21 protein-coding genes and 1 riboswitch are annotated in these 19457 nt (G+C 60.4%); of the genes, 11 read left to right on the plus strand and 10 right to left on the minus strand.

The features are described from left to right. Positions 1–132: 132 nt before the first annotated feature. The 4 genes from JQK15_RS21780 to JQK15_RS21795 all read right to left on the minus strand — a co-directional run bounded on the left by JQK15_RS21780 (position 133) and on the right by JQK15_RS21795 (position 2438). Complete coding sequence (locus JQK15_RS21780; RefSeq protein WP_214867840.1) at positions 133–420, minus strand: BrnA antitoxin family protein; 288 nt, start codon at positions 418–420, stop codon at positions 133–135. Between the two features lie 97 nt (positions 421–517). Next, entirely contained in the window at positions 518–661 is a 144-nt protein-coding gene (locus JQK15_RS27035; RefSeq protein WP_251007952.1) for a BrnT family toxin, read from the minus strand. 258 nt (positions 662–919) lie between these two features. Further along, positions 920–1870: a FecR family protein gene (locus tag JQK15_RS21790; protein ID WP_214867842.1), complete on the minus strand. Its 951-nt coding sequence runs from the start codon at positions 1868–1870 to the stop codon at positions 920–922. Then, on the minus strand, positions 1854–2438 hold the full coding sequence (locus JQK15_RS21795; RefSeq protein ID WP_214867844.1) for an RNA polymerase sigma factor: 585 nt from the start codon (positions 2436–2438) through the stop codon (positions 1854–1856). The genes JQK15_RS21790 and JQK15_RS21795 overlap by 17 nt, the downstream gene beginning before the upstream one ends. Before the next feature lie 240 nt (positions 2439–2678). On the opposite strand from JQK15_RS21795, the gene JQK15_RS27325 reads away from it, so the two are divergent. From JQK15_RS27325 to JQK15_RS21810, 3 genes are read left to right on the plus strand one after another with little or no spacing between them, the layout of a single operon-like run. Then, a complete protein-coding gene (locus JQK15_RS27325; RefSeq protein WP_214867846.1) occupies positions 2679–5462 on the plus strand; it encodes a TonB-dependent receptor in 2784 nt (927 codons plus the stop codon). Positions 5463–5473: 11 nt separating this feature from the next. Continuing rightward, a complete protein-coding gene (locus JQK15_RS21805; protein WP_251007953.1) occupies positions 5474–7015 on the plus strand; it encodes a S10 family peptidase in 1542 nt (513 codons plus the stop codon). Beyond that, positions 7015–7542, plus strand: coding sequence for a S10 family serine carboxypeptidase-like protein (locus JQK15_RS21810; protein ID WP_214867848.1), 528 nt, complete (start codon positions 7015–7017; stop codon positions 7540–7542). Before JQK15_RS21805 ends, JQK15_RS21810 begins: the two co-directional genes overlap by 1 nt. Before the next feature lie 1198 nt (positions 7543–8740). On the opposite strand, the gene JQK15_RS21815 is transcribed toward JQK15_RS21810, so the two are convergent. Beyond that, positions 8741–9331: a nucleotidyltransferase family protein gene (locus JQK15_RS21815; RefSeq protein WP_270093860.1), complete on the minus strand. Its 591-nt coding sequence runs from the start codon at positions 9329–9331 to the stop codon at positions 8741–8743. A gap of 25 nt (positions 9332–9356) precedes the next feature. Next, entirely contained in the window at positions 9357–9680 is a 324-nt protein-coding gene (locus tag JQK15_RS21820; RefSeq protein WP_214867852.1) for a hypothetical protein, read from the minus strand. Positions 9681–9912: 232 nt separating this feature from the next. On the opposite strand from JQK15_RS21820, the gene JQK15_RS21825 reads away from it, so the two are divergent. From JQK15_RS21825 to JQK15_RS21835, 3 genes are all read left to right on the plus strand, one after another. Continuing rightward, positions 9913–10191 carry a CopG family ribbon-helix-helix protein gene (locus JQK15_RS21825; protein ID WP_214867854.1) on the plus strand — a complete coding sequence of 93 codons (279 nt, stop codon included), beginning with the start codon at positions 9913–9915 and terminating at the stop codon, positions 10189–10191. Positions 10192–10208: 17 nt separating this feature from the next. Then, a complete protein-coding gene (locus JQK15_RS21830; protein ID WP_214867856.1) occupies positions 10209–10472 on the plus strand; it encodes a type II toxin-antitoxin system RelE/ParE family toxin in 264 nt (87 codons plus the stop codon). Between the two features lie 311 nt (positions 10473–10783). Further along, entirely contained in the window at positions 10784–10960 is a 177-nt protein-coding gene (locus JQK15_RS21835) for a DUF2256 domain-containing protein (protein WP_214867858.1), read from the plus strand. A 258-nt stretch (positions 10961–11218) separates the two neighbouring features. Here the strand turns inward: JQK15_RS21835 and JQK15_RS21840 are convergent, their stop codons facing one another. The 4 genes from JQK15_RS21840 to JQK15_RS21855 all read right to left on the minus strand — a co-directional run bounded on the left by JQK15_RS21840 (position 11219) and on the right by JQK15_RS21855 (position 14216). Further along, positions 11219–12037: an alpha/beta fold hydrolase gene (locus JQK15_RS21840; RefSeq protein ID WP_214867860.1), complete on the minus strand. Its 819-nt coding sequence runs from the start codon at positions 12035–12037 to the stop codon at positions 11219–11221. A gap of 205 nt (positions 12038–12242) precedes the next feature. Next, positions 12243–13040 carry an endonuclease/exonuclease/phosphatase family protein gene (locus JQK15_RS21845; RefSeq protein WP_214867862.1) on the minus strand — a complete coding sequence of 266 codons (798 nt, stop codon included), beginning with the start codon at positions 13038–13040 and terminating at the stop codon, positions 12243–12245. A 3-nt stretch (positions 13041–13043) separates the two neighbouring features. Next, the gene (locus JQK15_RS21850; protein ID WP_353047250.1) at positions 13044–13601 is read right to left on the minus strand and encodes a cation efflux transmembrane domain-containing protein; all 558 of its coding nucleotides are present in this window, start codon (positions 13599–13601) and stop codon (positions 13044–13046) included. 63 nt (positions 13602–13664) lie between these two features. After that, the gene (locus tag JQK15_RS21855) at positions 13665–14216 is read right to left on the minus strand and encodes a Chromate resistance protein ChrB (RefSeq protein ID WP_214867864.1); all 552 of its coding nucleotides are present in this window, start codon (positions 14214–14216) and stop codon (positions 13665–13667) included. A gap of 198 nt (positions 14217–14414) precedes the next feature. Continuing rightward, positions 14415–14494, plus strand: a riboswitch (Fluoride riboswitch). A gap of 23 nt (positions 14495–14517) precedes the next feature. Here JQK15_RS21855 and JQK15_RS21860 point away from each other — a divergent pair. The 5 genes from JQK15_RS21860 to JQK15_RS21880 all read left to right on the plus strand — a co-directional run. Beyond that, positions 14518–15915 (plus strand): voltage-gated chloride channel family protein, encoded by a 1398-nt coding sequence (locus JQK15_RS21860; protein ID WP_214867866.1) that lies wholly within the window; start codon positions 14518–14520, stop codon positions 15913–15915. A gap of 1 nt (position 15916) precedes the next feature. Continuing rightward, on the plus strand, positions 15917–16339 hold the full coding sequence (locus JQK15_RS21865) for a DUF190 domain-containing protein (RefSeq protein WP_214867868.1): 423 nt from the start codon (positions 15917–15919) through the stop codon (positions 16337–16339). 240 nt (positions 16340–16579) lie between these two features. Further along, positions 16580–17074 carry an RNA polymerase sigma factor gene (locus JQK15_RS21870; protein WP_214867870.1) on the plus strand — a complete coding sequence of 165 codons (495 nt, stop codon included), beginning with the start codon at positions 16580–16582 and terminating at the stop codon, positions 17072–17074. A gap of 114 nt (positions 17075–17188) precedes the next feature. After that, positions 17189–18175 carry a FecR family protein gene (locus JQK15_RS21875; RefSeq protein WP_214867872.1) on the plus strand — a complete coding sequence of 329 codons (987 nt, stop codon included), beginning with the start codon at positions 17189–17191 and terminating at the stop codon, positions 18173–18175. Positions 18176–18308: 133 nt separating this feature from the next. After that, on the plus strand, positions 18309–19457 hold a 1149-nt coding region (locus JQK15_RS21880; protein WP_214867873.1), incomplete at its 3' end, for a TonB-dependent siderophore receptor.

Genomic DNA, 19457 nt, shown 5'->3' on the forward strand with positions numbered 1-19457 from the left:
ATCGTTTCGTTTACGTTCTCTTTCGTTGGGTGCTGCAGTCGCCCCAGCCGGTCGCTCAGTAACCGATCTCGGCTCCCCAGCAGGGGATCGACAGCTTGCCATCGCCCTGCCAAAAGGATGGGGCAATCGGCGTCAGTGCGCAGCCACCCAATCCTTGAGGGCTGCATCGATCCGCGACTGCCAACCGGGACCGCCGGATTTGAAATGCTCGATCACCTCGGGCGAAAGGCGCAGTGTGGTGCTGACCTTTTTCGGGGCCCTCTGCGGACCGCGTGCGCGAATTGTCTTTGCGAGGTCCGGGAAGGCCTCAGCGAAAGGCTTTGCCCTCGCGAAGTCCTCGGCTGTCCATTCAGGGTTATTGCTGACCGCATCCATATCGGCCTGGGTGTATCCGGGAGCGGCATGTTTCGGGTCGGCCATGGCAGGAGCCTCCGTTCAGTAATGCTGGCCGGGCGGGCAGAGATGATCGAGACGCCTTCGGTGCCCAGCACAGCGAAAACCACCGTGATCGTGCCGTTCATTCACCGATGGCGGCAAAGCGTCCGTCCTTCGCAGGAATGACCAGAGCGGAGAGGAAGAATCCTTCGCCCACATCAGCAAAATCGATCCCGTGCTTGACGAAGTTCGCTTGCCGTTTCGGTTCATCCCATACGGTGATCATGGTTTTTTGTAGTTACAATTTGGTTTGTGGTCAATCGCTTTTCGTAACTACAATTTGCACTTGGCATCGGGATTTGAAGCTTGTCCGCGCCCGACCCATTCCAGCCTTTCGGCCGCCATTTCGCGTCTCTCACCAGCGGACCGTCCGTTATCAACGGGATTTTCCTCATGTTTGGACGTCGACGGGGTCGTAGAGGGTTGGGTTTTCCGCGCTAGCTCAACTGAGCAGTGTCCAAGGAGATGCTGGATCGTGGACAACTCAGCGGCTCTCAATCACGATCTGTTTTTCGTTCGACCGAGCGCTGAGGTCCATGCTTAGGGCGATGGCCTCAGCAAAGCCTTGAGGATCGGTCGCCGAGAAAAGGCCCGTCACATGCCTTTTGCCGATGCCCTCGTCGGCCAGGATGATCGGGGTGTGGTTGTAGCGGTTGAACTCTGCAACGGCATTCGCGAGCGTCTCGCTCTCGAAGCTCAGGCGTCCTTCCCGCCATAGAAGGTCGCGCTGTACATTGTCCGGGGTGATAGCAAGGGGAGCAATGCGATTTGCGTCGTCCCCGATCCTTGCTTCCATATTCGCTGCCATTCTGACGGCTTGACTGGCGTGTGCAGGTTTGCCGACTTCGACGATCCCCTCCTGGACGCGCACATCCACGGCACGATCGGGCAATGTTCGGACGGTAAATGCAGTGCCGACTGCACGGACTTGTGCGCCCATGGCGGTGACGATGAAAGGTCGCGCCTTGTCCTTGGCGACTTCGAAATAGCCTTCTCCCCGTATCAGGCGCACCAGGCGCTTCTCCCGGGTAAACAGGACTTCCATCTCGCTCTGCGTGTTGAGCGTTGCGATCGATCCGTCATCGAGCGGAATAAGCCGGACTTCGCCTGTTTCGGTGCGATAGATCTGCGATCGAGGCCAGAAAAGGAATGCGCCGAGCGAAGCTGCGATGAGGCCGCCTGATCCGGCAAGAACATTGCGGCGTGACAAGTGCAGGCGCGGCGCTTGCGGCGTAAAATCCGGGCCCAGGGCTTGTGCTGCGTCCATGCGCAGCAAGGCAGCGCGGGCGCGCATGAAGGCGCCCGGACAGCGGGTGTCGCTAGCCAGCCAGGCGTCAAGCTCCACCTGCTCATGGGGCGCCAGAGGTGCGCGATCAATGCGCGCAGCCCATCGCGCCGCTGCATCGCCAATATTTGCGCTACTGTCTCTTTTCATGGCGACGACTGTCTCGTTTGCGTGCCCTTGATGCACGAGCGCTCCATTTTCCGCTATGCGCGAAGAAATCCAATAATTTGCCAATACCGTTGGCGACATGCTTTTCAACCGTGCTTTCCGACATGCCAAGCCGGGTGGCTACATCGCGCTGGGACAAGCCCTGAACCTTACGCAGCATGAAAACCTCACGGCAGCGACGGGGCAGTGCTTCGATCGCAGCGGCTACCTGCTCCAGTTCCATGCGTTCGTCGACCAGCTGGTCGGGGAGAGGCTCGGACGCCTCCAGTTCGAGCGCGCCAATCTCATGGATCGAGCCGATCGGCACGATCCGGGATCGCCGCAAATCCTGGAGGATGATCGAGTGGGCAGTCTGGAAAAGATAGGCACGCGGATTGGTGATCTGGCTGACCGTCTCGAGCATGACGAGCCGGGAATAGGCCTCCTGAATGACGTCATCGATGTCGAAGCCGATATGAACGCGCCGGCTTAGCCAGGCGCGCAGGCTACCCTCGTGCGGCAGGATGTGCCGTGACAGCCAGAAGGCGCGATCGTCGGAAATATCGGTCATGTTCGGCAACCCCCATGACGAGCGAACTGCGCAGACACGCCATGTACGGATCCAAAAAGTGCCATGTCCGATCGCATGTCAAAAAAGTGCAATCAGGCACTGGGGGAAAAATCGCGCTCGTGCATCTAGGCGGCAAAATCCCGGGGGAACGGGAACAGGGAGGATGCGAAACCGGTCTGAAAGGCCCGATCCATGCGCCGCGTCCGGGGAGCGGCTGGGGGCCAGACAATGAACCGTTCGATGACGATGAAGAGCCTGCTAATCGGTGCCAGCCTGACTGCCGCGATCGCATCCAGCAGCGCGCAGGCGCAGGATCGCAAGTTCAATGTGCCCGCCGGCAATATCAACATGACGCTGCCGATGTTCGCCCGGCAGAGCGGCATCCAGATCATCGCGCCGGCCGATCAGCTTGCCGGTGTCCGGTCACCGGCCATCATGGGTGTCTTTGACACCCGGGCGGCACTGCGCCGCCTGATCGCCGACGCTAATCTCGAAATCGTTGCCGATAATGGGGCGGCCATCACTTTGAAACCGCGGGCCCGTGCCGCCACAACGCCGGTGGCCTTGCGCACCTTGCAGCCGGGACGCGCCGCCAGCAGTTGGACCGCCCCTCGTGCCTTTCAGGCGGCCGACGCATCGACAGTCCAAGCAGAGCCCGGCACCGGCGGCGAAATCATCGTGACCGCCACCAAGACGGCAACCACCCTCAACCGTGTGCCGATCAGCATGCAGGCGATGCCGCAGGAGCAACTCGATCGTCGCAGCATCCGCAGCGTGTCCGACATCGTCCGCACGGTTCCCGCGCTCTCGATGCAGACGTCGACGACGGCCGATCGCGTGCCCAGCATCTCGATCCGCGGCGTGGCCTCGTCAACCGGCGCGCAGACGACTGGCGTCTATCTGGATGATGCCCCGCTCCAGAAACGCAATGCGATCGGCATTTCGGGCAGCGGCACGCCGGTCCCGGCGCTGTTCGATCTGGAACGGGTCGAAGTGCTGCGCGGCCCGCAGGGGACGCTTTATGGCGGTTCGTCACTCGGCGGGACGATCCGCTTCATCACGCCTGAACCCAGCCTCGAGAAAATGTCTGCCTATGCCCGTGCGGAAGTCGGTTTCGTCCAGGATGGCGGCGTCAATCATGATCTTGGCATTGCGCTTGGTGGCCCGCTGATCGAGGACCGGCTCGGTATCCGCGTCAGCATGTGGCAGCGCCACACGGCGGGTTATATCGATCATGTCGATCGTTTCACCGGCGACACGCTTGCAAAGGACACGAACAGTTCGGACGACTGGGCATTGCGCGGCGCTCTGCTCTTCAAGCCGACCGAGAATTTCAGCCTGATGCCTTCGGTCTATTATGCGCTGAGTGAGCAGCATGATGCCGATACGGCCTGGAACACCGTGCCGGAAACCACGCTCAATGGTTTCACATATCCCGCTGCCGTCTATGGCGATTATCAGACGGGCGCCAACTGCAATGTGGGTGATAATTACGCCGCCAGCACACCGCGCTGCGTCGCCAGGCAGCCGCGCACCTCGCGCATCTTCCTGCCGTCGCTGAAGGCAGAGCTCAACATCGGCGGCACCACGCTGACCTCGGTCTCCAGCTATATCAGCGACCGCACCCATGGGCGGTCCGACTATAGCTATATCGAGCCGGGCAATTTCCAGGGCGGTTTTCCCTTCGTTGCAGACATCGAAAGCTATCGCTCGACCCCGATCTACGAGAATAAGCGCACCGGTGTCACCCAGGAAGTCCGCGTCGCCAATGACGGCAACGGCCGCTTCAACTGGGTGGTGGGCGGCTTCTTCGCCACCTACAAGAATAATTCCAACTATCATATCGTCGCCAATCTGGACGATCTGACGCAGGCCGTGTTCGGCGCCCCGGCGCAGGCCATTTTCGGCGTGCCGGTCGAACCTGGCAATATCACCTATCATCGCGATCAGGACCTGAAGGAAAAGTCGCTGGCGGTCTTTGGTGAAGCTAATTTCGCGATCACCGACAAATTGAAGCTGATTGGTGGCGCGCGCGTCAGCCGGGAGAAATTCAGCTATCATCAGGTCACGGCCGGAACCTTTGCCGGCTTCCTGACCCCGACCACCGCCAATGGCGGCCTCACTGACGGCAAGGTCAAAGAAACGCCCGTCACCCCCAAATTCGGTCTGCAATATCAGCTGGACAGTGCCAACATGCTCTATGCGACGGCAGCCAAGGGCTTCCGCGTGGGCGGCGTCAACCAGCCACCGCCGGCCTCGCGCTGCGGGGCGGATCTTGCGGCGCTCGGTATCACATCGACGCCAGGGACCTACAAGGCGGACTCGCTGTGGAGCTATGAAGTCGGTGCGAAGCTGCGCTCGTCCGATCGCAAGCTCAGCCTCAACTCCAGCGCTTTCTACATCGACTGGAGCAATATCCAGGCAAGCTATGGCCTACCGACCTGCGGATTTGGCTATGTCGTCAACGGCGGCAAGGCCGTATCCAAGGGCTTTGACCTCGAAGCATCGGTGGAGCCGATCAATGGCTTCACGCTGAGCGGCCTCGTCGCCTATACCGATGCGCAATATACGCAGGCTGTCGTTGGCCCGGCCCCTTCATCCACCCTCTATATCCGCGATGGCGATCGCCTGCCGGTACCCAAATGGGCCTTCAACATCGCGGGCGAATATCGGTTCGATATCGGTAGCTATGGCGCCTATCTGCGGGCAGACTGGCAACATGCCTCCCGCTACCAGAACAGCTTTGGTCCTGGCACGGGCAGCTTCACGCCCGATACCTATATGTCGGAGGCGACCGACTATATGACGGCACGGATCGGCCTGCGCCGCGATGGCTGGGAATTCTCGATCTTCGCCGACAATCTGCTCAATTCCAAGGATGTGCTGGGTAATGAAGGCGGCCGTACCGGCTGCGCCACCGGTGAGGGCGCGGCCTGTACTACCTACGGGAATTACACGCTGCCCTATCAATATGTGACCTTCCGCCCGCGCACGATCGGCGCGACGCTGACCCTGCGCAAATGAGGCTCCCTACCATGAAGGCTTTTGTTTCGATGCTGGCGCTGGGCGTTGCAATGGCGCTTGTCGTCGAGGTCCCCGGGGCGCGCGCTGGCGAGCCTCTTGCCGAGGGGCAGAAGGAGGCCGGCCCGAGCGAGGAACTGGCCAGCCGCGATCACAAGATGGTGATCAACGGCAGGACCATCGCCTACAAGGCGAGCGCTGGCACGCTGATCATCACCGATGATGATGGCGTGCCGCGCGGCAGCATCTTCTACACCGCCTATACCGCGCAGGGGGCAAGGGCGGGCAAGCCCCGGCCATTGACCTTCTTCAACAATGGCGGCCCCGGCTCGGCCAGCCTCTGGCTCAATGTCGGCGGGTTCGGGCCAAAGCGCCCGCCGACGCTGACGCCCAAGGCGACCCTGCCGGCGCCTTATGTGGTGCAGGACAATCCCTACTCGCTGCTCGACAAGTCCGATCTCATCTTCATCGATGCGATCGGGACCGGTTATTCCCGGCCGATCGGCGACACCAAGGGAAAGGCCTTCTGGGGCGTCGACGCGGACATCGATTCCTTCGCCCACGCCATCAACCGTTACATCACCAAGAATGACCGGTGGAACAGCCCGCGCTACCTGTTCGGGGAATCCTACGGCACCACGCGGTCGGCGGGCCTTGTCTACAAGCTCCAGAATCAGGGGATGGATTTCAACGGCGTCGTGCTGATGTCGACCATCCTCAATTCGGGCACCGGCCTTCCCGGCGTCGATCTGGAGGATATCGGACGAGTGCCCTCCTTCGCGGCGACGGCCTGGTATCATGGCAAATCGGCGACCCACCCGGCAGACCTGATGGCCTATCTCGACGAGGTCCGCGCCTTCGCCCTTGGCCCCTATGCCTCCGCGCTGCTGAAGGGCGACCGTCTGTCGGCCGAGGAGATGGACGCCGTGGCCCGCACGCTCAGCGGCTATGTCGGCCTGTCGGTCGACTTCCTCAAGAAGAACAAGCTGCGCATCGGCATGGAACAATATCGCAGCGCGCTGATGGCTGATCAGGGATTGATCATCGGCCGGTTCGATACCCGCTTCACCGCGCCCGCCTCCTATGTGAGCGGCGACGGCTCCTATGACCCAGCGACCAACGACGCCGCGACTGCAGGCGTCAACAGTGCCCATCTTTCCACTTTCCAGGATCATCTGGCGCGTGACATCGGTTACAAGCCGGACCTGCAATACCGGCCGCTCTATAATGGCGTGATCGCGCCGGCCTGGGACAATCATCACAAGGCGCCAGGGATCGATGAGCCCATTCCGGTTCCCAACACTGCGCTCGACCTCGCCGGCGCCATGCAGCGCAATCCCAATCTCAAAGTGATGGTGATTGCGGGGCTCTATGATCTGGCAACGCCGTTTGCCGGTGCGGAATTCGATGTCTCGCACCTCTATCTGACGCCCAATCTGCGCCAGAATATCAGCTTCTCCTACTATGAGTCCGGCCATATGACCTATGTGGACGAGGCGGCATCGCGGAAGCTCAAGGTCGATCTCGATCGCTTCTATGATGCGACGACCCGCTGATGCGCAGCCTGCGTAGCGCGTCCACCGCGGCAATCATACTAGCGTCGCCAACGGCTTCGCTCTGCGCCGCCGACAAACCGGCGCAGGCGCAAGCGCCCGAACCTGCGGCAGAAAAGCGGGTGGTCACCAGCCATGTCCTGACCACGACAAAGGGCGTGAAACTGCCTTACGCCGCGACCGCAGGCACCTTGCTGCTCAAGGACAAGCAGGGAAAGCCGGGGGCGAGCCTCTTCTATGTCGCCTACACGGTCGCGCCAAAAGCAGGGGAGCGGCGACCCGTCACCTTCTTCTACAATGGCGGTCCGGGATCCTCCAGCATATGGCTGCACATGGCCTCCTTCGCGCCGGTGCGGGTGCCGGTCGATGTCGAGGCGCAGGGAAGGAAAGGCGGCGGTCGCATGCCGCGTGTCGCGCCCAATCCCGACAGCCTGCTGGACACTACCGACATGGTCTTCCTCGACGCCGTGGGTACGGGCTATTCGCGCACGCTCGATCCTCAGGGAGGAAAGCCCTACCGGGGGCAATGACCAGGATGCTGCCGCCTTCACTCAGGCGATCCGGCGCTATGTCGAGATCAACAATCGGTGGCTCTCGCCCAAATATCTGTTCGGCGAATCCTATGGCACCACCCGGTCGGCGATGGTTTCCTACCGGCTGATCGACAGCGGCATGCCGGTAGATGGCGTGATCCTCATGTCCTCCATCCTCAATTTTGCCCAGCGCGCGCCCGGCCTCGACCGGATGGATATCAATTATCTGCCGAGCTATGCCGCCACCGCCTGGTATCATGACAAGGTGGACCGGGGCACAGGACTGGAGGCGCATGTCGCCCGCGCGCGCCAGTTCGCGCAAGGGCCTTATGCGGCCGCACTAGCCAAGGGGCAGGATATCGGCGCGCAAGAGCGCGAAACCGTGATTGCGCAGATGGCTTCGCTGACGGGCCTCAGTCCCGATTATCTGCGCCAGGCCGACCTGCATGTGTCGCCCGACCGCTTCCGCAAGGAACTGCTGCGGGATCGCGGCGCCGTTACGGGCGGGTTCGACACGCGCTTTATCGGCAGCGAGGGGGACAATGCGGCCGATACGGCGCAGAGCGATCCGGCCGACGATGCGATTTCAGGCGCGATCATCGCCAATTTCTCGGCCTACCTTGCCCATGACCTGGGCTATGCGCCGGACGGCGACTATGTGGTGAACACGCCTAAGCTCTTTCCGGTCTGGGACTGGAGTCATATGCCGCCGGGCGGCCCGCGCCAGAATGCGATGGCCAATGTCGCCATCGATCTGGGCGCTGCCATGCGCCGCGCACCGCAGATGCGGGTCCTCTCGCTGAGCGGCTATTACGACCTCTCGACGCCCTTTTTCGCGACCGAATTTGATCTGGCCCATCTTTACCTGCCGCCCACACTCCGGTCGAATCTTATCAGCCGCCATTATGCTTCCGGGCACATGCTGTATCTCGACGGCAAGACCTTCGCTGATGTGACGCGTGATGTTCGGGGCTTCATTCGCGCAAAGGCGGATTAAGCGGGGTACTACGACGCAAATCAGAGCCTCAGCCTCAATTTTTCAATCCCTAGGAGCGGCCCGTCGCTTACCCATTCTGGATGCCCAAGCTTGGCCGTAAGGAGACTGGCAGGTTTGCGGCGGGAGGTCGAAGATAGCTGCCATTGCACGAAGCCGCCGGAAAACACCTGTTTTCCGTGCAAGCTGGATCGAGAGGACCTAATTTTTGTGCCAATCGATGACCGTTAGCGCGGGCCAGCAGGCCCGCCAGCGCGCGACCTTCGCCTCATAGATATCTTGGGTAATCTGCGCCTTGTTAGGCCGCACCGTGCAGCTCAGGAGATCATTCAAGTCGAAGGGCGCAAAGATCGAGAGGCCCGCAACACCAGGCCGAATCGCGACCGCTCCCGCTGTCGTTGGGAAGGTGGAAATAGCATGTTCACTCGATTGATAGGGCAGGATTGGATAGCCGAACTTCGCCTCATACCAAAGATGGACGCGCGCCTCGTTCTTGGCGTCGATCCATATAGGCAGATCAGGGAACAGATAGCGGATGCGGGCCGCCTGACGGGCCTCGCCTTCCTCGGACAGGTCGGTGTCATCGAAATAGACCAAATCGATGTCGGCAAGGCCATATTCCGGCGACAGGCCGAACGCGACGTTCCATGCTGTTTGCGCGATGGCGCTACCCGATAGCCAGCAGTCGGGCAGGTCGATGGAGGCCCAGCGATCTAGGATTGTTCTGAGGATCGGGCTAGCCGCCACGATTGCGGATAGGCTACGGTGCGCTATCGCCTGATTTTCGGCCACTTGGTGTTCCATTCCGGCATCGCGGCTATACCGTCACTGCTGCGCCCACATATCTCAGGCCGTAGACATAAGACTTAGAGCCTTTTCTGCTCACCCAGACGCCATCAGGAGGCGTATTTCCTTGCTGATCCTTTCCCCTCTCCCACGAGACAGACAGAAGATTTCCATCTTCGTCTGTAATAATCCAGCCCCAATTATCCGACCAATGCAATTCTAGATTTAAATCTACACGACGCCATTTTGGCTTGCCGTTTCGCTCGCCATCGCGATTGAATGAATAAACCAGACCATCAATGTCTCGCTGAAACTCGATCGCCAAATCATCTTTTGATTTTAAATTTTCTGCCATTGGCTTCGCCCCGAGTTTTGATCACAAAACGTAAGGCATCACGCGAGCGGCTACAAATGAGCTTTGTTAAACGTGGAGTGAGCCGCATGGCTATTCCAACTCGCTTCGACATCTGAAGGCCTGCCGAAAAACACATCAATTTCGGCGCGGCCGTAGGCGCTGAGGATGGACGACGCAGCCCAGAGAGGTTATGTTAGCGCAAGGTAATACCTTTTGCTATGGAGGTCGCGCTATGGCAGCGGCAACATCAATCAAGCTCGATGATGCCCTCAAGGGGCGCGTCCAGCACCTGGCCGAAGTGCGGCGGCGTAGCTCGCATTGGATCATGCGCGAAGCCATCGCACAATATGTCGAACGTGAGGAAAAGCGCGAGGCGTTCCGGCAGGACGCCATACGGGCATGGGATGAATACCAGCAGACGGGCTTGCATCTGACGCTTGAGGAAGCCGACGCCTGGTTGGCGAAGCTCGAAGCGGGCGAGGATGCGGAACCGCCCAAGTGTCACGGCTGATCTGGACGCCGAATGCGATGGCCGATGTTCAGCGGCTCTATCGTTGGCTCTTGCCCAAGGACGCCGAAGCCGCGACCCGCGCGGTTGCAACGATCCGGGCCGGGGTCAGGATTCTGGCTGCATCACCGCGCATCGGCCGTCCCGTGGAGGACATGGACCCTGACTATCGGGAAAAGCTGATCGACTTCGGCAACAGCGGCTATGTCGCCCTCTATCGCCTCGATGGCGAGACCGTGGCGATCCTAGCCGTCCGCCACCAGAAGGAAGCGGGCTATCCATAGGCGCGGATATGGCGCTTATCGCCTGATTGTCGACTCGTGCAGTCGTGCTTCATATGCCTTGAGAATAACTCGATGATACGGCGGCCATTTTCCGGATAGAGAAACGTCCATGTTTACAGGCATTGTGCAGGGCATAGCCCGAATCGCGTCGATTACAGACAGCATGCCAATTCGTGGCTGAGTTGGTCGCCGAGGATAGGGATGAGGATGGTCATGCGTTGTTTCAGGTTCCCCGGATTGAGATCGTATCAGATGACTAAACGCCCGGAACAGGTCATCTTTGCACACGACAGCCGAAAAAGACGCTGCTGATGCCCCGCATGCAAAGGAAATCGGAACTCCCGTCAAAAACCTGCCCTGTGTGTCAGCGTCCGTTTAGCTGGCGCAAGAAGTGGGAACGCGACTGGGATAAGGTCATCTATTGTTCTGACAGATGCCGATCCAGCGGCAAGCCTGGAGCGCATGCGCCTGCCGGCTCAATCGGTTAGGGCTTGCTACGACCCATCGCAGACGCTTAGCCGCGCATTTCGCATCCCCAAGTGCTGCCAGTCTGCTTTCCTATTTTGGATGCCTGTGACTGGCCGATTGCAGAGCGTCCGTTTCAGCGCGACAAGTGCATAATAGCCGCCATTCGCAAGAGCCCACCTTTAGTGAAATACTAATCTACTGAGACAATTAACCGATGCCCCCGGCCATACTTTGTAGAGAATAATGGCCGGGTCTCGCGACAAGACCCGGCGTGCTGATTACCCGATAAAGCTAATAAGGTCGTCGTTCAGTCTGTCTGGCGCAGTCGCAAAGAGGCCATGTGGTTCCCCTTCATACTCGATGAAATGCGCACCTGGAATGCCAGCAGCGGCCGCCTTACCAGCAGGTTCGATTGGAACCGTTTTGTCGGCTGTACCATGAATGATCAGCGTGGGTATCGTGAAAGAGGCAAGGTCCGGGCGGAAGTCCGTGCGAGCAAAGGCGTCGATGCAATCAACGGTCGCTTTCGGGCTTGCCATTGACCCGAGCAGGAAACTCCAATCGAGAATGCCCTGGCTGACCGGGCGAGAGATAAAGCCAACGCCGTAAAACTGCTTAGCGAAGTCTTGCAGGAAAGCGAACCGGTCTTCGCGGACTTGTCCCTTCATCGTGTCGAAAACACTTTCGTCGACGCCCTCCGGATTGTCGTCACCCTTGAGTAGATACGGAACAACACTGCTGACCAAGGCGGCTTTGGCGATGCGAGCTGATCCATGACGGGTCAAGTACCGTGCAATTTCACCGCCCCCCATCGAGAACCCTATAAGCGTGACGCCGTTGAGATCCAGATTATCGAGGACTGCAGCGAGATCGTCAGCGAACGTATCATAATCGTAGCCCGTGGCTCCATGCCCCGACTGACCAAAACCGCGGCGGTCATAGGTGATGACGCGATATCCACTCTCCAGGAGAGCGAGGGTCTGATACTCAAACATGTCGCCGGTGAGCGGCCAGCCATGGATCAGGACTACAGGCTTTCCGTGCCCCATATCTTTCACATGCAAGCTGGTGCCGTCTTTCGCTTCGATAAATGCCATATACTACACTCCGAGGCGCAGATCGCCTAGCCGTATAACTCCCGACCATGTTGATCGTTCATCAGGCACAGCGTTCACGCTGCGTACCGCTCAACGACGGCGATCAGATATGCGGACAAGGCTGGCCGACATTGGCCGATAGGCGAACGTCCGGATCGGAGCCGGGTCGCGGGGATAGCTGACTCTCACTCGGCGTCCTGCAGGATTAAGTCGCAACTTCAAGATCCGCGTAGATCGGATAATGGTCCGATGCTTCACCGGCCGCCGCACTTTCGACGGTACTGAAGGCGGAAGTCCGTTTCGACAGCGGCGCTGATGCCAGAAGATAGTCCGACCGGAAGTCGACGAATTCACTGGCAGGGAACCCTGCTCCAGGTACAGTCCGGCGCCGATCGCCATGCTGAGCGCCGAGATCGATAAATCCAGCCTGAAGCAGCGAGGCGATAGGCCGACGATCCATCTTGCCCTCTCCATTGACGTATCGAGTTCGAAAGTGAGCAGGTAACCTACCCAGATCAGCGGGCTCATCGTCGCCGGGTGCAAGGCTGTTGAAATCGCCACCGATGACGGCGTAGCCCTCCGGCGCCGCATATCCGAATAGATAGCTCGTCTCCTGCAGACGTACCGGCGTGCCATTAGGGCAGAGATGTACGCTAATGGCGGTGAGAGGCTCCGGCAGGCCCGGAACGCTGAGCGTCGCAATGGCCGCGACGTGGTGGAAATGCGCGCTGTCGCTGGTGAATGACAGAACCTCTATGCCGGGGCGGATGAGGACGGCGGTGTTTTGTCCGGTTACCGGTGCCACAGCGACCAAGGCCCGCATGCCGAGCGCGCGTTCGTACTCAAACAGCCGCTTCGCTCCATCGTCGAGGAAAGCCTTCAGTTCCTGGAGCAGCAAGATATCCGGCGCAGCGTTACGGATGATCTCGATTTGTAGCTGGGCGCGCCGGTCGTCGGCGCCATCGTACCCGCCAAACAGCGTATTATAGCTCATGATGCGCATTGTTCAGGCCTTTGCGTCGCGATGTTCGTTACGTGCTGCGGTCCATACTTCTTTGGCCGCGTCGAGGTTCATCCAGGCGATGCCGAGGCCGACAAGGATGTCCGGCCAGATCGACGCAGTAGCGACCGTGACCAGGCCGGCAGCGATGATGCCGATATTGGCGATCACGTCGTTGCGGGCAGACAGGAAGGCGGCGCGAGCCAGACTTCCGGCATGGGTGCGAAACCGTGCGAGGAGAAAAGCGCAGAACAGATTGATGACCAATGCCCCGAGGCCGGTAACGGTAAGGGCGATAGGCTCTGGCGGCACGGGAGCCGCAAACTTCTGCCAGAGCGTCCAGATGAAAGCCAAGGCGGGTAGCAGGAGGACGAGGGACAGCAGCATGCCGACCTTCGCCCGCTTGCGCAGCGACCAGCCCAACGCCGCGAAGATCAGGAAGTTGACCGCCGCATCTTCAAAAAAGTCGGCGCTGTCTGCCAGCAGCGACACGGAGCCAATGGCCCTCGCGACGACGAATTCGACGAAGAAGTAAGCGAAGTTGGCGAGCGCGACGATAGCCACGGCGCCGCGCAGTCACGCGTCCGTCTGGGATAGCATGGATGTCCTTTGGACGTTCGGCGAGCGCTAGGTTGCGCCGCGATTTTCCTCTTGGGCTTCGAAGACCTGCTTGGCGTACTCGTCGAGCAAGACCTCGCAGGCAGTGAGACGGCTTGCAGCTTCTGCGCTGAGCTCGCCGCCGTAGAAATCGAGTTTGGTGATCTTGGCGAGCCAGGTCCTCAATTTCTTGAGGTCCTCGTCATTCTCTTCAAGCTCGGCGTAAGTGAAATGCTCGTCCGCTCGCTCCTTGGCGATCTCGGCTTCGAAGTCCGCGCACTTCCCGAGGAACTCGCGATACTCTTCGTCGCGGTCGGCCCGGAAGCGGGCGATCACCTTGTCCTCCTGAGCCTTATCGAGACCGACAGTCTCCAGAAGCACCGCCTCTCCCGACAGGGACGTGATTTCGTTCTCCAGCATTTTGAGCCGCCGGAGATGATCGTCGCTATGCGGGAGCAGGCAGACGCCGTTCTGCAGGTAGACCGCACCCATGCCCTTGATCTTGCGCCATACGCCAATGCGTCCCTTCGCTGGCTCGGGGGGCACCTTATAGGTCAGGAGAATCCAAGATAGCTGCTTCATGCGAACCTAAATAATGTTACGACCGTAACATGTCAAATGTTCAAATTCGGCGAACATTTAGGATTTGAGGTGGGGGGAGTCTGTGGGCCGGTTACTTCCGGCAGTAACTTTCGTCCGACTTGTGCGGAATGTTCGGAATAGCAAATGTTGACAGCGCTGTGCGTTGCAGCATTGACCAAGCTCTCCGCGAAGAGCATACCGGCTTCAGGCAATGGATTTCTGCCTGTCCCTCGCTTGAGGGCCGAACCGCCATTTTGGCTGATGATTCCTACCTTTCGCCGTCAGGCAACAAGGTGGAATCGTGCGCGCAATTATCGGTCAGTTCGTCCGCAATCTTAATTTCGAAGCCTTTGCGCAGACACGGCGAGAACATATCGTCTCTGTAATTCGCTGGGTCTTGATACTCGTACCCATGGCGGTCGTGATCGGCAGTTTATGCGCGGCTTTCCTGTGGAGCCTCGACGTCGCAACCCGGACCCGCTTCGCGCACCCATGGTTGTTATTCCTGTTGCCTGTCGCCGGCTTCGGCGTCGGCCTAATCTATCACTGGTTTGGTCGCAACGTCGAAGGCGGCAACAACCTCATCGTCGAACAGGTTCATGAGCCAGTTGACGGTGTGCCGTTGCGGATGGCGCCGCTCATCCTTGTTGGGACGGTCATCACGCACCTGTTCGGCGGTTCCGCCGGACGTGAGGGAACCGCAGTCCAGTTGGGCGGCAGTCTTGCAAGCTCGGTGGCGCGGATCGCCCGGCTTGATGAGTCCGGGGTGAGGATCGTCCTGACTGCCGGAATCGCGGCGGGCTTCGGTGCCGTGTTCGGCACTCCGCTCGCCGGCGCGGTCTTTGCTCTTGAAGTGCTGGCGATTGGCCGGGTCGAATATTCGGCGCTGGTGCCATCCCTTGTCGCCGCGATCGTCGGCGATTGGACCTGCCAGATGTGGGGTATCCACCACGGCAACTACCATATCGATTATGTCGCCTCGGGCGCGGCGCTGACGGTGGAACCGTTACTGCTGCTTCAGGCTGCCGCAGCGGGCGTCATCTTCGGCCTCGCTGGCCGGCTGTTCGCCGACGCCAATCACGGGCTGAGCGGCTTGTTCAAGCGCTACATCTCCTACGGCCCGTTTCGCCCTTTAGTGGGTGGTCTGCTGGTGATCGGTCTTGTCTATGCCCTGGGGACGCAGGACTATCTTGGCCTGGGTGTATGGTCTGCCGATCCTTCCGCGCCCACGATCGCGAAGTTCTTCGAGCCGCCGGTCGATAGCTGGAGTTGGCTGCTGAAGATCCTCTTCACGGTCGTGACGCTCAGCGCCGGCTTCAAAGGTGGCGAGGTGACGCCGCTGTTCTTCATTGGTGCAGCGCTCGGCAACGCCGTCGGTGGACTATTCGGCGCCCCCATCGACCTGTTCGCAGGGCTGGGTTTCGTCGCCGTCTTTGCCGGTGCCGCGAACACGCCGCTGGCCTGCGCGATCATGGGCGTCGAGCTCTTCGGTGCCACGCATATCGTACCGATCGCTGTCGCCTGTTTCACCGCCTATCTCTGCTCAGGCCACAGTGGGATCTACCTTTCCCAGCGGATCGCCGTCCCCAAGTCCCGGTCCGGTCGGCCAGATGTCGGCGGCACACTCCGCGACGCGCGTGCTCCACGGCCCCAGCCTCAAATCGCAGCAATCCCATCGACCGCCAATAATGAGAAGTGACATGACCGATCTGCATCACGTGCGAGCGGCCGAGATCGGCATGCTCCGGATTTACATGAAGCCCTCGGACAAGCTGTCGAAAGGGACGTTTCGCACCCTCTGGTCGAGCAAGCCGCTGTATCGCGAGCTGGTTCAGCGCGCGAAGGCGCAAGGCCTGTTGAACGCCATCGTGCATCACACCCATTATGGCTACTCGGATCGCGGCCAGATTCGGGAGAGTGGTGCGGAGATCAGTGATCCGCACCTGACGATCTGCGTCGAACTGATCGACGAGCGTTCGGAGCTTGAGCGCTTCTGCGCAGCCCAGGGTGAGCTCCTCTCGGACAAGGTGATCATCTACAAGCATATCGAGCATTGGCGTTTGGGAAGGGGCAGCGGCACTCGGCAGGGAGCCGCCTTCGTCGAAGTGGAGATAGAAGGATGACCGCCGCGTTACTCGGCGTGGCTATGTCGAGTGCCATCCCGTGCTGCTGGTGTCGACCACGGCGCGGGAACGTCCGCTTCCGAGAGCAAGAAGAGCAGTCTTTAATGGCCGGGATGGGCGCGTTCCTGTTCGGCAGTTCACGCCAGCAGCCCTTCTAGCCGAACCCATTCACGCAGCCTTATTGCGAGTCCATCGCAAGTTCGTTACAGGGCCTCGTTTCGAACAACGCGGGGATGAGCCTTGGCAGATAAGGCGCTCATGCGCCTTTATGCTGCCCATCGTCGTGGGATAAAGGCGTACATCAATAAGAAATTGGGCGATCCGGCGACCGCCGAAGACCTAACCCAGGAAGCATTTTTGCGCCTTGCCGAAGGCAGCGGAGGCGCGATCATCCATGGGCGTGCGTGGCTCTACCGGACCGCGCATAACCTCGCCGTCGATCACGGCAGGCAGGCTTCACGGCGGCGCACTGACGCTGTGGATGTGGATGGTCTTAGCGCCATAGCCGACGACAGCCCATCGCCCGAGCATATCGCGGCTGACCGCATGGAACTGGACCGGCTGACACGGATCATCGAGGAGTTGCCGGAGCGCACGCAGAAGGTCTTTGTCGCGGTGCGTGTCGATGGTCGGACCTATGCCGAGACAGCCGAACTGCTGGGGATTTCGGATTCGTCGGTTCAAAAACATCTTGCCCGTGCAGTGCATCATGTCATGCGGCGGATGAAGTCATGAACAAAATCACCGCTCATTTTACTCGATCGATGGTCGTCAGACGTTCTGGAAGCAGGAGGCGCTCAGGTCCATGCATCATGGCGTCTGGCGTATATATCGATCGGAGACGGCCGCATGTCGCAGAATAGCCAGTCCATGCCCGATCCCGAGCTTGAGGCGGCGGAGTGGATCGTGCGCCTCAACGACGGCCAGCCTTCCGCGCAAACCCATGCAGCGTTCGAGCGCTGGCGTGCAGCGTCACCAGCCAATGCCGTGGCGTTCGGCAGTGCGCAGCTTGCCTGGGGGCAAATGGGGCAGCTTGCCGATAATCCGGGAACGCTGGCGAGGCATAGCATGGCGTCAGCGCCGCAATCCCGCCCCGTTGCTTTGCCTCGTCGTCGTTGGGCATTGCCAATAACGGTAACGGCCTGCGCCGCGCTGACCCTAACGATCGGGTCGGCATGGATGGGCGATCCGATCACATATCTGCGCGCGGACCATCGCACTGGCATCGCTCAAATTGGCTCGTTCACTCTGGATGATGGCAGTCATGTCGATCTGGCCCCGTCCAGCGCAATCGCAGTGCATTTCGATCGCCGGGAGCGACGGATCGAACTGCTCGTGGGTAAGGCCTATGTTCGTGCCACGCCAAAGGCGCAGGCTGGAGGACGACCCTTCGTCGTTGAATCAGGTAGCGGAACCGCGACAGCACTGGGCACGCGCTATCAGGTGGAGCTGCAGGCGGGCGATACCGTCGTGACCGTCATGCATCATCAGGTCGCTGTGTCAGGAAACGGAGACAAGACCCTCACCCTGTCGCCGGGACAAAGTGTGCGCTACGACGCGGATGGGCATGTCAGCTCGGTCCAGACAGCAAACCCGGACCTCGCCCTGGCATGGCAGAATGGCCAACTCGTTTTCGACCGCGCACCGCTGAGCGAAGTCATGGCGACCCTCAACCGTTACCGGGCCGGTCGCGTCCTTGTCATGGGCGGCAAGCTGCGGTCCCGGCGAGTGAGCGGCGTCTTCAACAGCAACGACATCGATGGGGCAATCACCGCGCTGGCCCATGAAGTCAGCGCCAGCCGGATCGACGCACCGCTGCTGACCGCGCTCTACTGATCGCTGTTTGCCGTCGGTTTCAGAAAAATTCACAGACCGGCAAAAAACTTTACCGACTCTCATGCCCCCGGACGTCTTGGCATCCAGCTAATGCGAACTGTTATCGCATTCGGTCGGTTGGAAAGGGAATTTGATGGGGGTTGTTACCGGATTGCGGCGATCGGGGCGCGGCAACAGTTTGCTGGCGCTGTCGGCCAGCATCGCCACGCTGGCGATGAGCGGGATGATCGCGCCGACCGTCGCGCAGGCGCAGGTCGCTCAGCGCCAGATCGATATCGATATTCCGGCGCAGGATCTCAATTCCGCGCTGCTCACCCTTACGAAACGCGCCGGGCTGCAGATCGTCTATGATGCAGACAAGGTGGCCGGTCGCCGCAGCGCGGCAGTTAAAGGGCGCCTCGCGCCGGTCGAAGCCCTGTCCCGCCTGCTGACCGGACCCGGTCTTACCTTCCGTATCACTGGCAACAACCGCATTGCCGTGGAACCAGCCCCGCAGACCGTTGACGGTTCGGTGCAGCTTGGCCCGGTCCGGGTCGAGGGCGCAAACGGCGGTGGCTCCGCGCTGTTCGGCTCCAGCGTCAGCGACCCGACCAGCACCGAAGGCACCAAGAGCTATGCCGCGCCCTATGGGTCTGTTGGCAGCAAGATGGCGACCAGCCTGCGCGAAGTCCCGCATTCGGTCTCGGTCCTGACCGAGCAGCGGATCGAGGACCAGGGCCTGATGACCATCCATGACGTGATGAACCAGGTGACAGGCATCACGCTGTTCGAGGGCACCCTGGTCAACAGCCGCTACATGTCGCGTGGTTTCGCGATCACCAGCGCCCGCGCGGATGGTGGCGCCGCCATCGAGATGCCGTCCGGGGTCGACACGGACATGGCCTTTTACGAACATATCGAGGTGATGCGCGGGTCGGACGGCCTGTTCGGCGGTCAGGGTGAACCGGGCGGCGTGCTCAATCTCGTGCGCAAGAAGCCCACGGCAACGCCGCAGTTCATCGGACAGGTTCAGGCCGGAAGCTGGAACAATTACCGCGCCGAAGTCGATGCCTCCGGCCCACTGGGCTTCAATGGTGCTCTTCGGGGGCGCGTCGTGGCCGCCTACCAGAACCGCGACTTTTTCCAGCGCGGGGCCGATCTTGACCGCAAGCTGTTCTATGCCGTGCTGGAAGCCGATCTCTCGCCCTCCACGCCAGGAACCGTCATCAGGCGCATGCAAACCGGATCTGACGCAGCTCTTAACTCGAGAGTGCGGGTCGAGGCCCGGAGTTGCGCCTCGATT

Source organism: Sphingobium sp. BHU LFT2 (genome assembly GCF_018604485.1).
Classification (GTDB): domain Bacteria; phylum Pseudomonadota; class Alphaproteobacteria; order Sphingomonadales; family Sphingomonadaceae; genus Sphingobium; species Sphingobium yanoikuyae_A.

What these genes read in the sequence shown, in the direction of transcription:
- JQK15_RS27325 (WP_214867846.1), top strand. Translation starts at nt 2,679, where the DNA reads ATGACGATGAAGAGCCTGCTAATCGGTGCCAGCCTGACTGCCGCGATC.
- JQK15_RS21805 (WP_251007953.1), top strand. Translation starts at nt 5,474, where the DNA reads ATGAAGGCTTTTGTTTCGATGCTGGCGCTGGGCGTTGCAATGGCGCTT.
- JQK15_RS21830 (WP_214867856.1), top strand. Translation starts at nt 10,209, where the DNA reads ATGGCCGATGTTCAGCGGCTCTATCGTTGGCTCTTGCCCAAGGACGCC.
- JQK15_RS27035 (WP_251007952.1), bottom strand. Translation starts at nt 661, where the DNA reads ATGATCACCGTATGGGATGAACCGAAACGGCAAGCGAACTTCGTCAAG.
- JQK15_RS21820 (WP_214867852.1), bottom strand. Translation starts at nt 9,680, where the DNA reads ATGGCAGAAAATTTAAAATCAAAAGATGATTTGGCGATCGAGTTTCAG.
- JQK15_RS21810 (WP_214867848.1), top strand. Translation starts at nt 7,015, where the DNA reads ATGCGCAGCCTGCGTAGCGCGTCCACCGCGGCAATCATACTAGCGTCG.
- JQK15_RS21795 (WP_214867844.1), bottom strand. Translation starts at nt 2,438, where the DNA reads ATGACCGATATTTCCGACGATCGCGCCTTCTGGCTGTCACGGCACATC.
- JQK15_RS21840 (WP_214867860.1), bottom strand. Translation starts at nt 12,037, where the DNA reads ATGGCATTTATCGAAGCGAAAGACGGCACCAGCTTGCATGTGAAAGAT.
- JQK15_RS21875 (WP_214867872.1), top strand. Translation starts at nt 17,189, where the DNA reads ATGTCGCAGAATAGCCAGTCCATGCCCGATCCCGAGCTTGAGGCGGCG.
- JQK15_RS21835 (WP_214867858.1), top strand. Translation starts at nt 10,784, where the DNA reads ATGCCCCGCATGCAAAGGAAATCGGAACTCCCGTCAAAAACCTGCCCT.
- JQK15_RS21855 (WP_214867864.1), bottom strand. Translation starts at nt 14,216, where the DNA reads ATGAAGCAGCTATCTTGGATTCTCCTGACCTATAAGGTGCCCCCCGAG.
- JQK15_RS21790 (WP_214867842.1), bottom strand. Translation starts at nt 1,870, where the DNA reads ATGAAAAGAGACAGTAGCGCAAATATTGGCGATGCAGCGGCGCGATGG.
- JQK15_RS21845 (WP_214867862.1), bottom strand. Translation starts at nt 13,040, where the DNA reads ATGCGCATCATGAGCTATAATACGCTGTTTGGCGGGTACGATGGCGCC.
- JQK15_RS21865 (WP_214867868.1), top strand. Translation starts at nt 15,917, where the DNA reads ATGACCGATCTGCATCACGTGCGAGCGGCCGAGATCGGCATGCTCCGG.
- JQK15_RS21825 (WP_214867854.1), top strand. Translation starts at nt 9,913, where the DNA reads ATGGCAGCGGCAACATCAATCAAGCTCGATGATGCCCTCAAGGGGCGC.
- JQK15_RS21780 (WP_214867840.1), bottom strand. Translation starts at nt 420, where the DNA reads ATGGCCGACCCGAAACATGCCGCTCCCGGATACACCCAGGCCGATATG.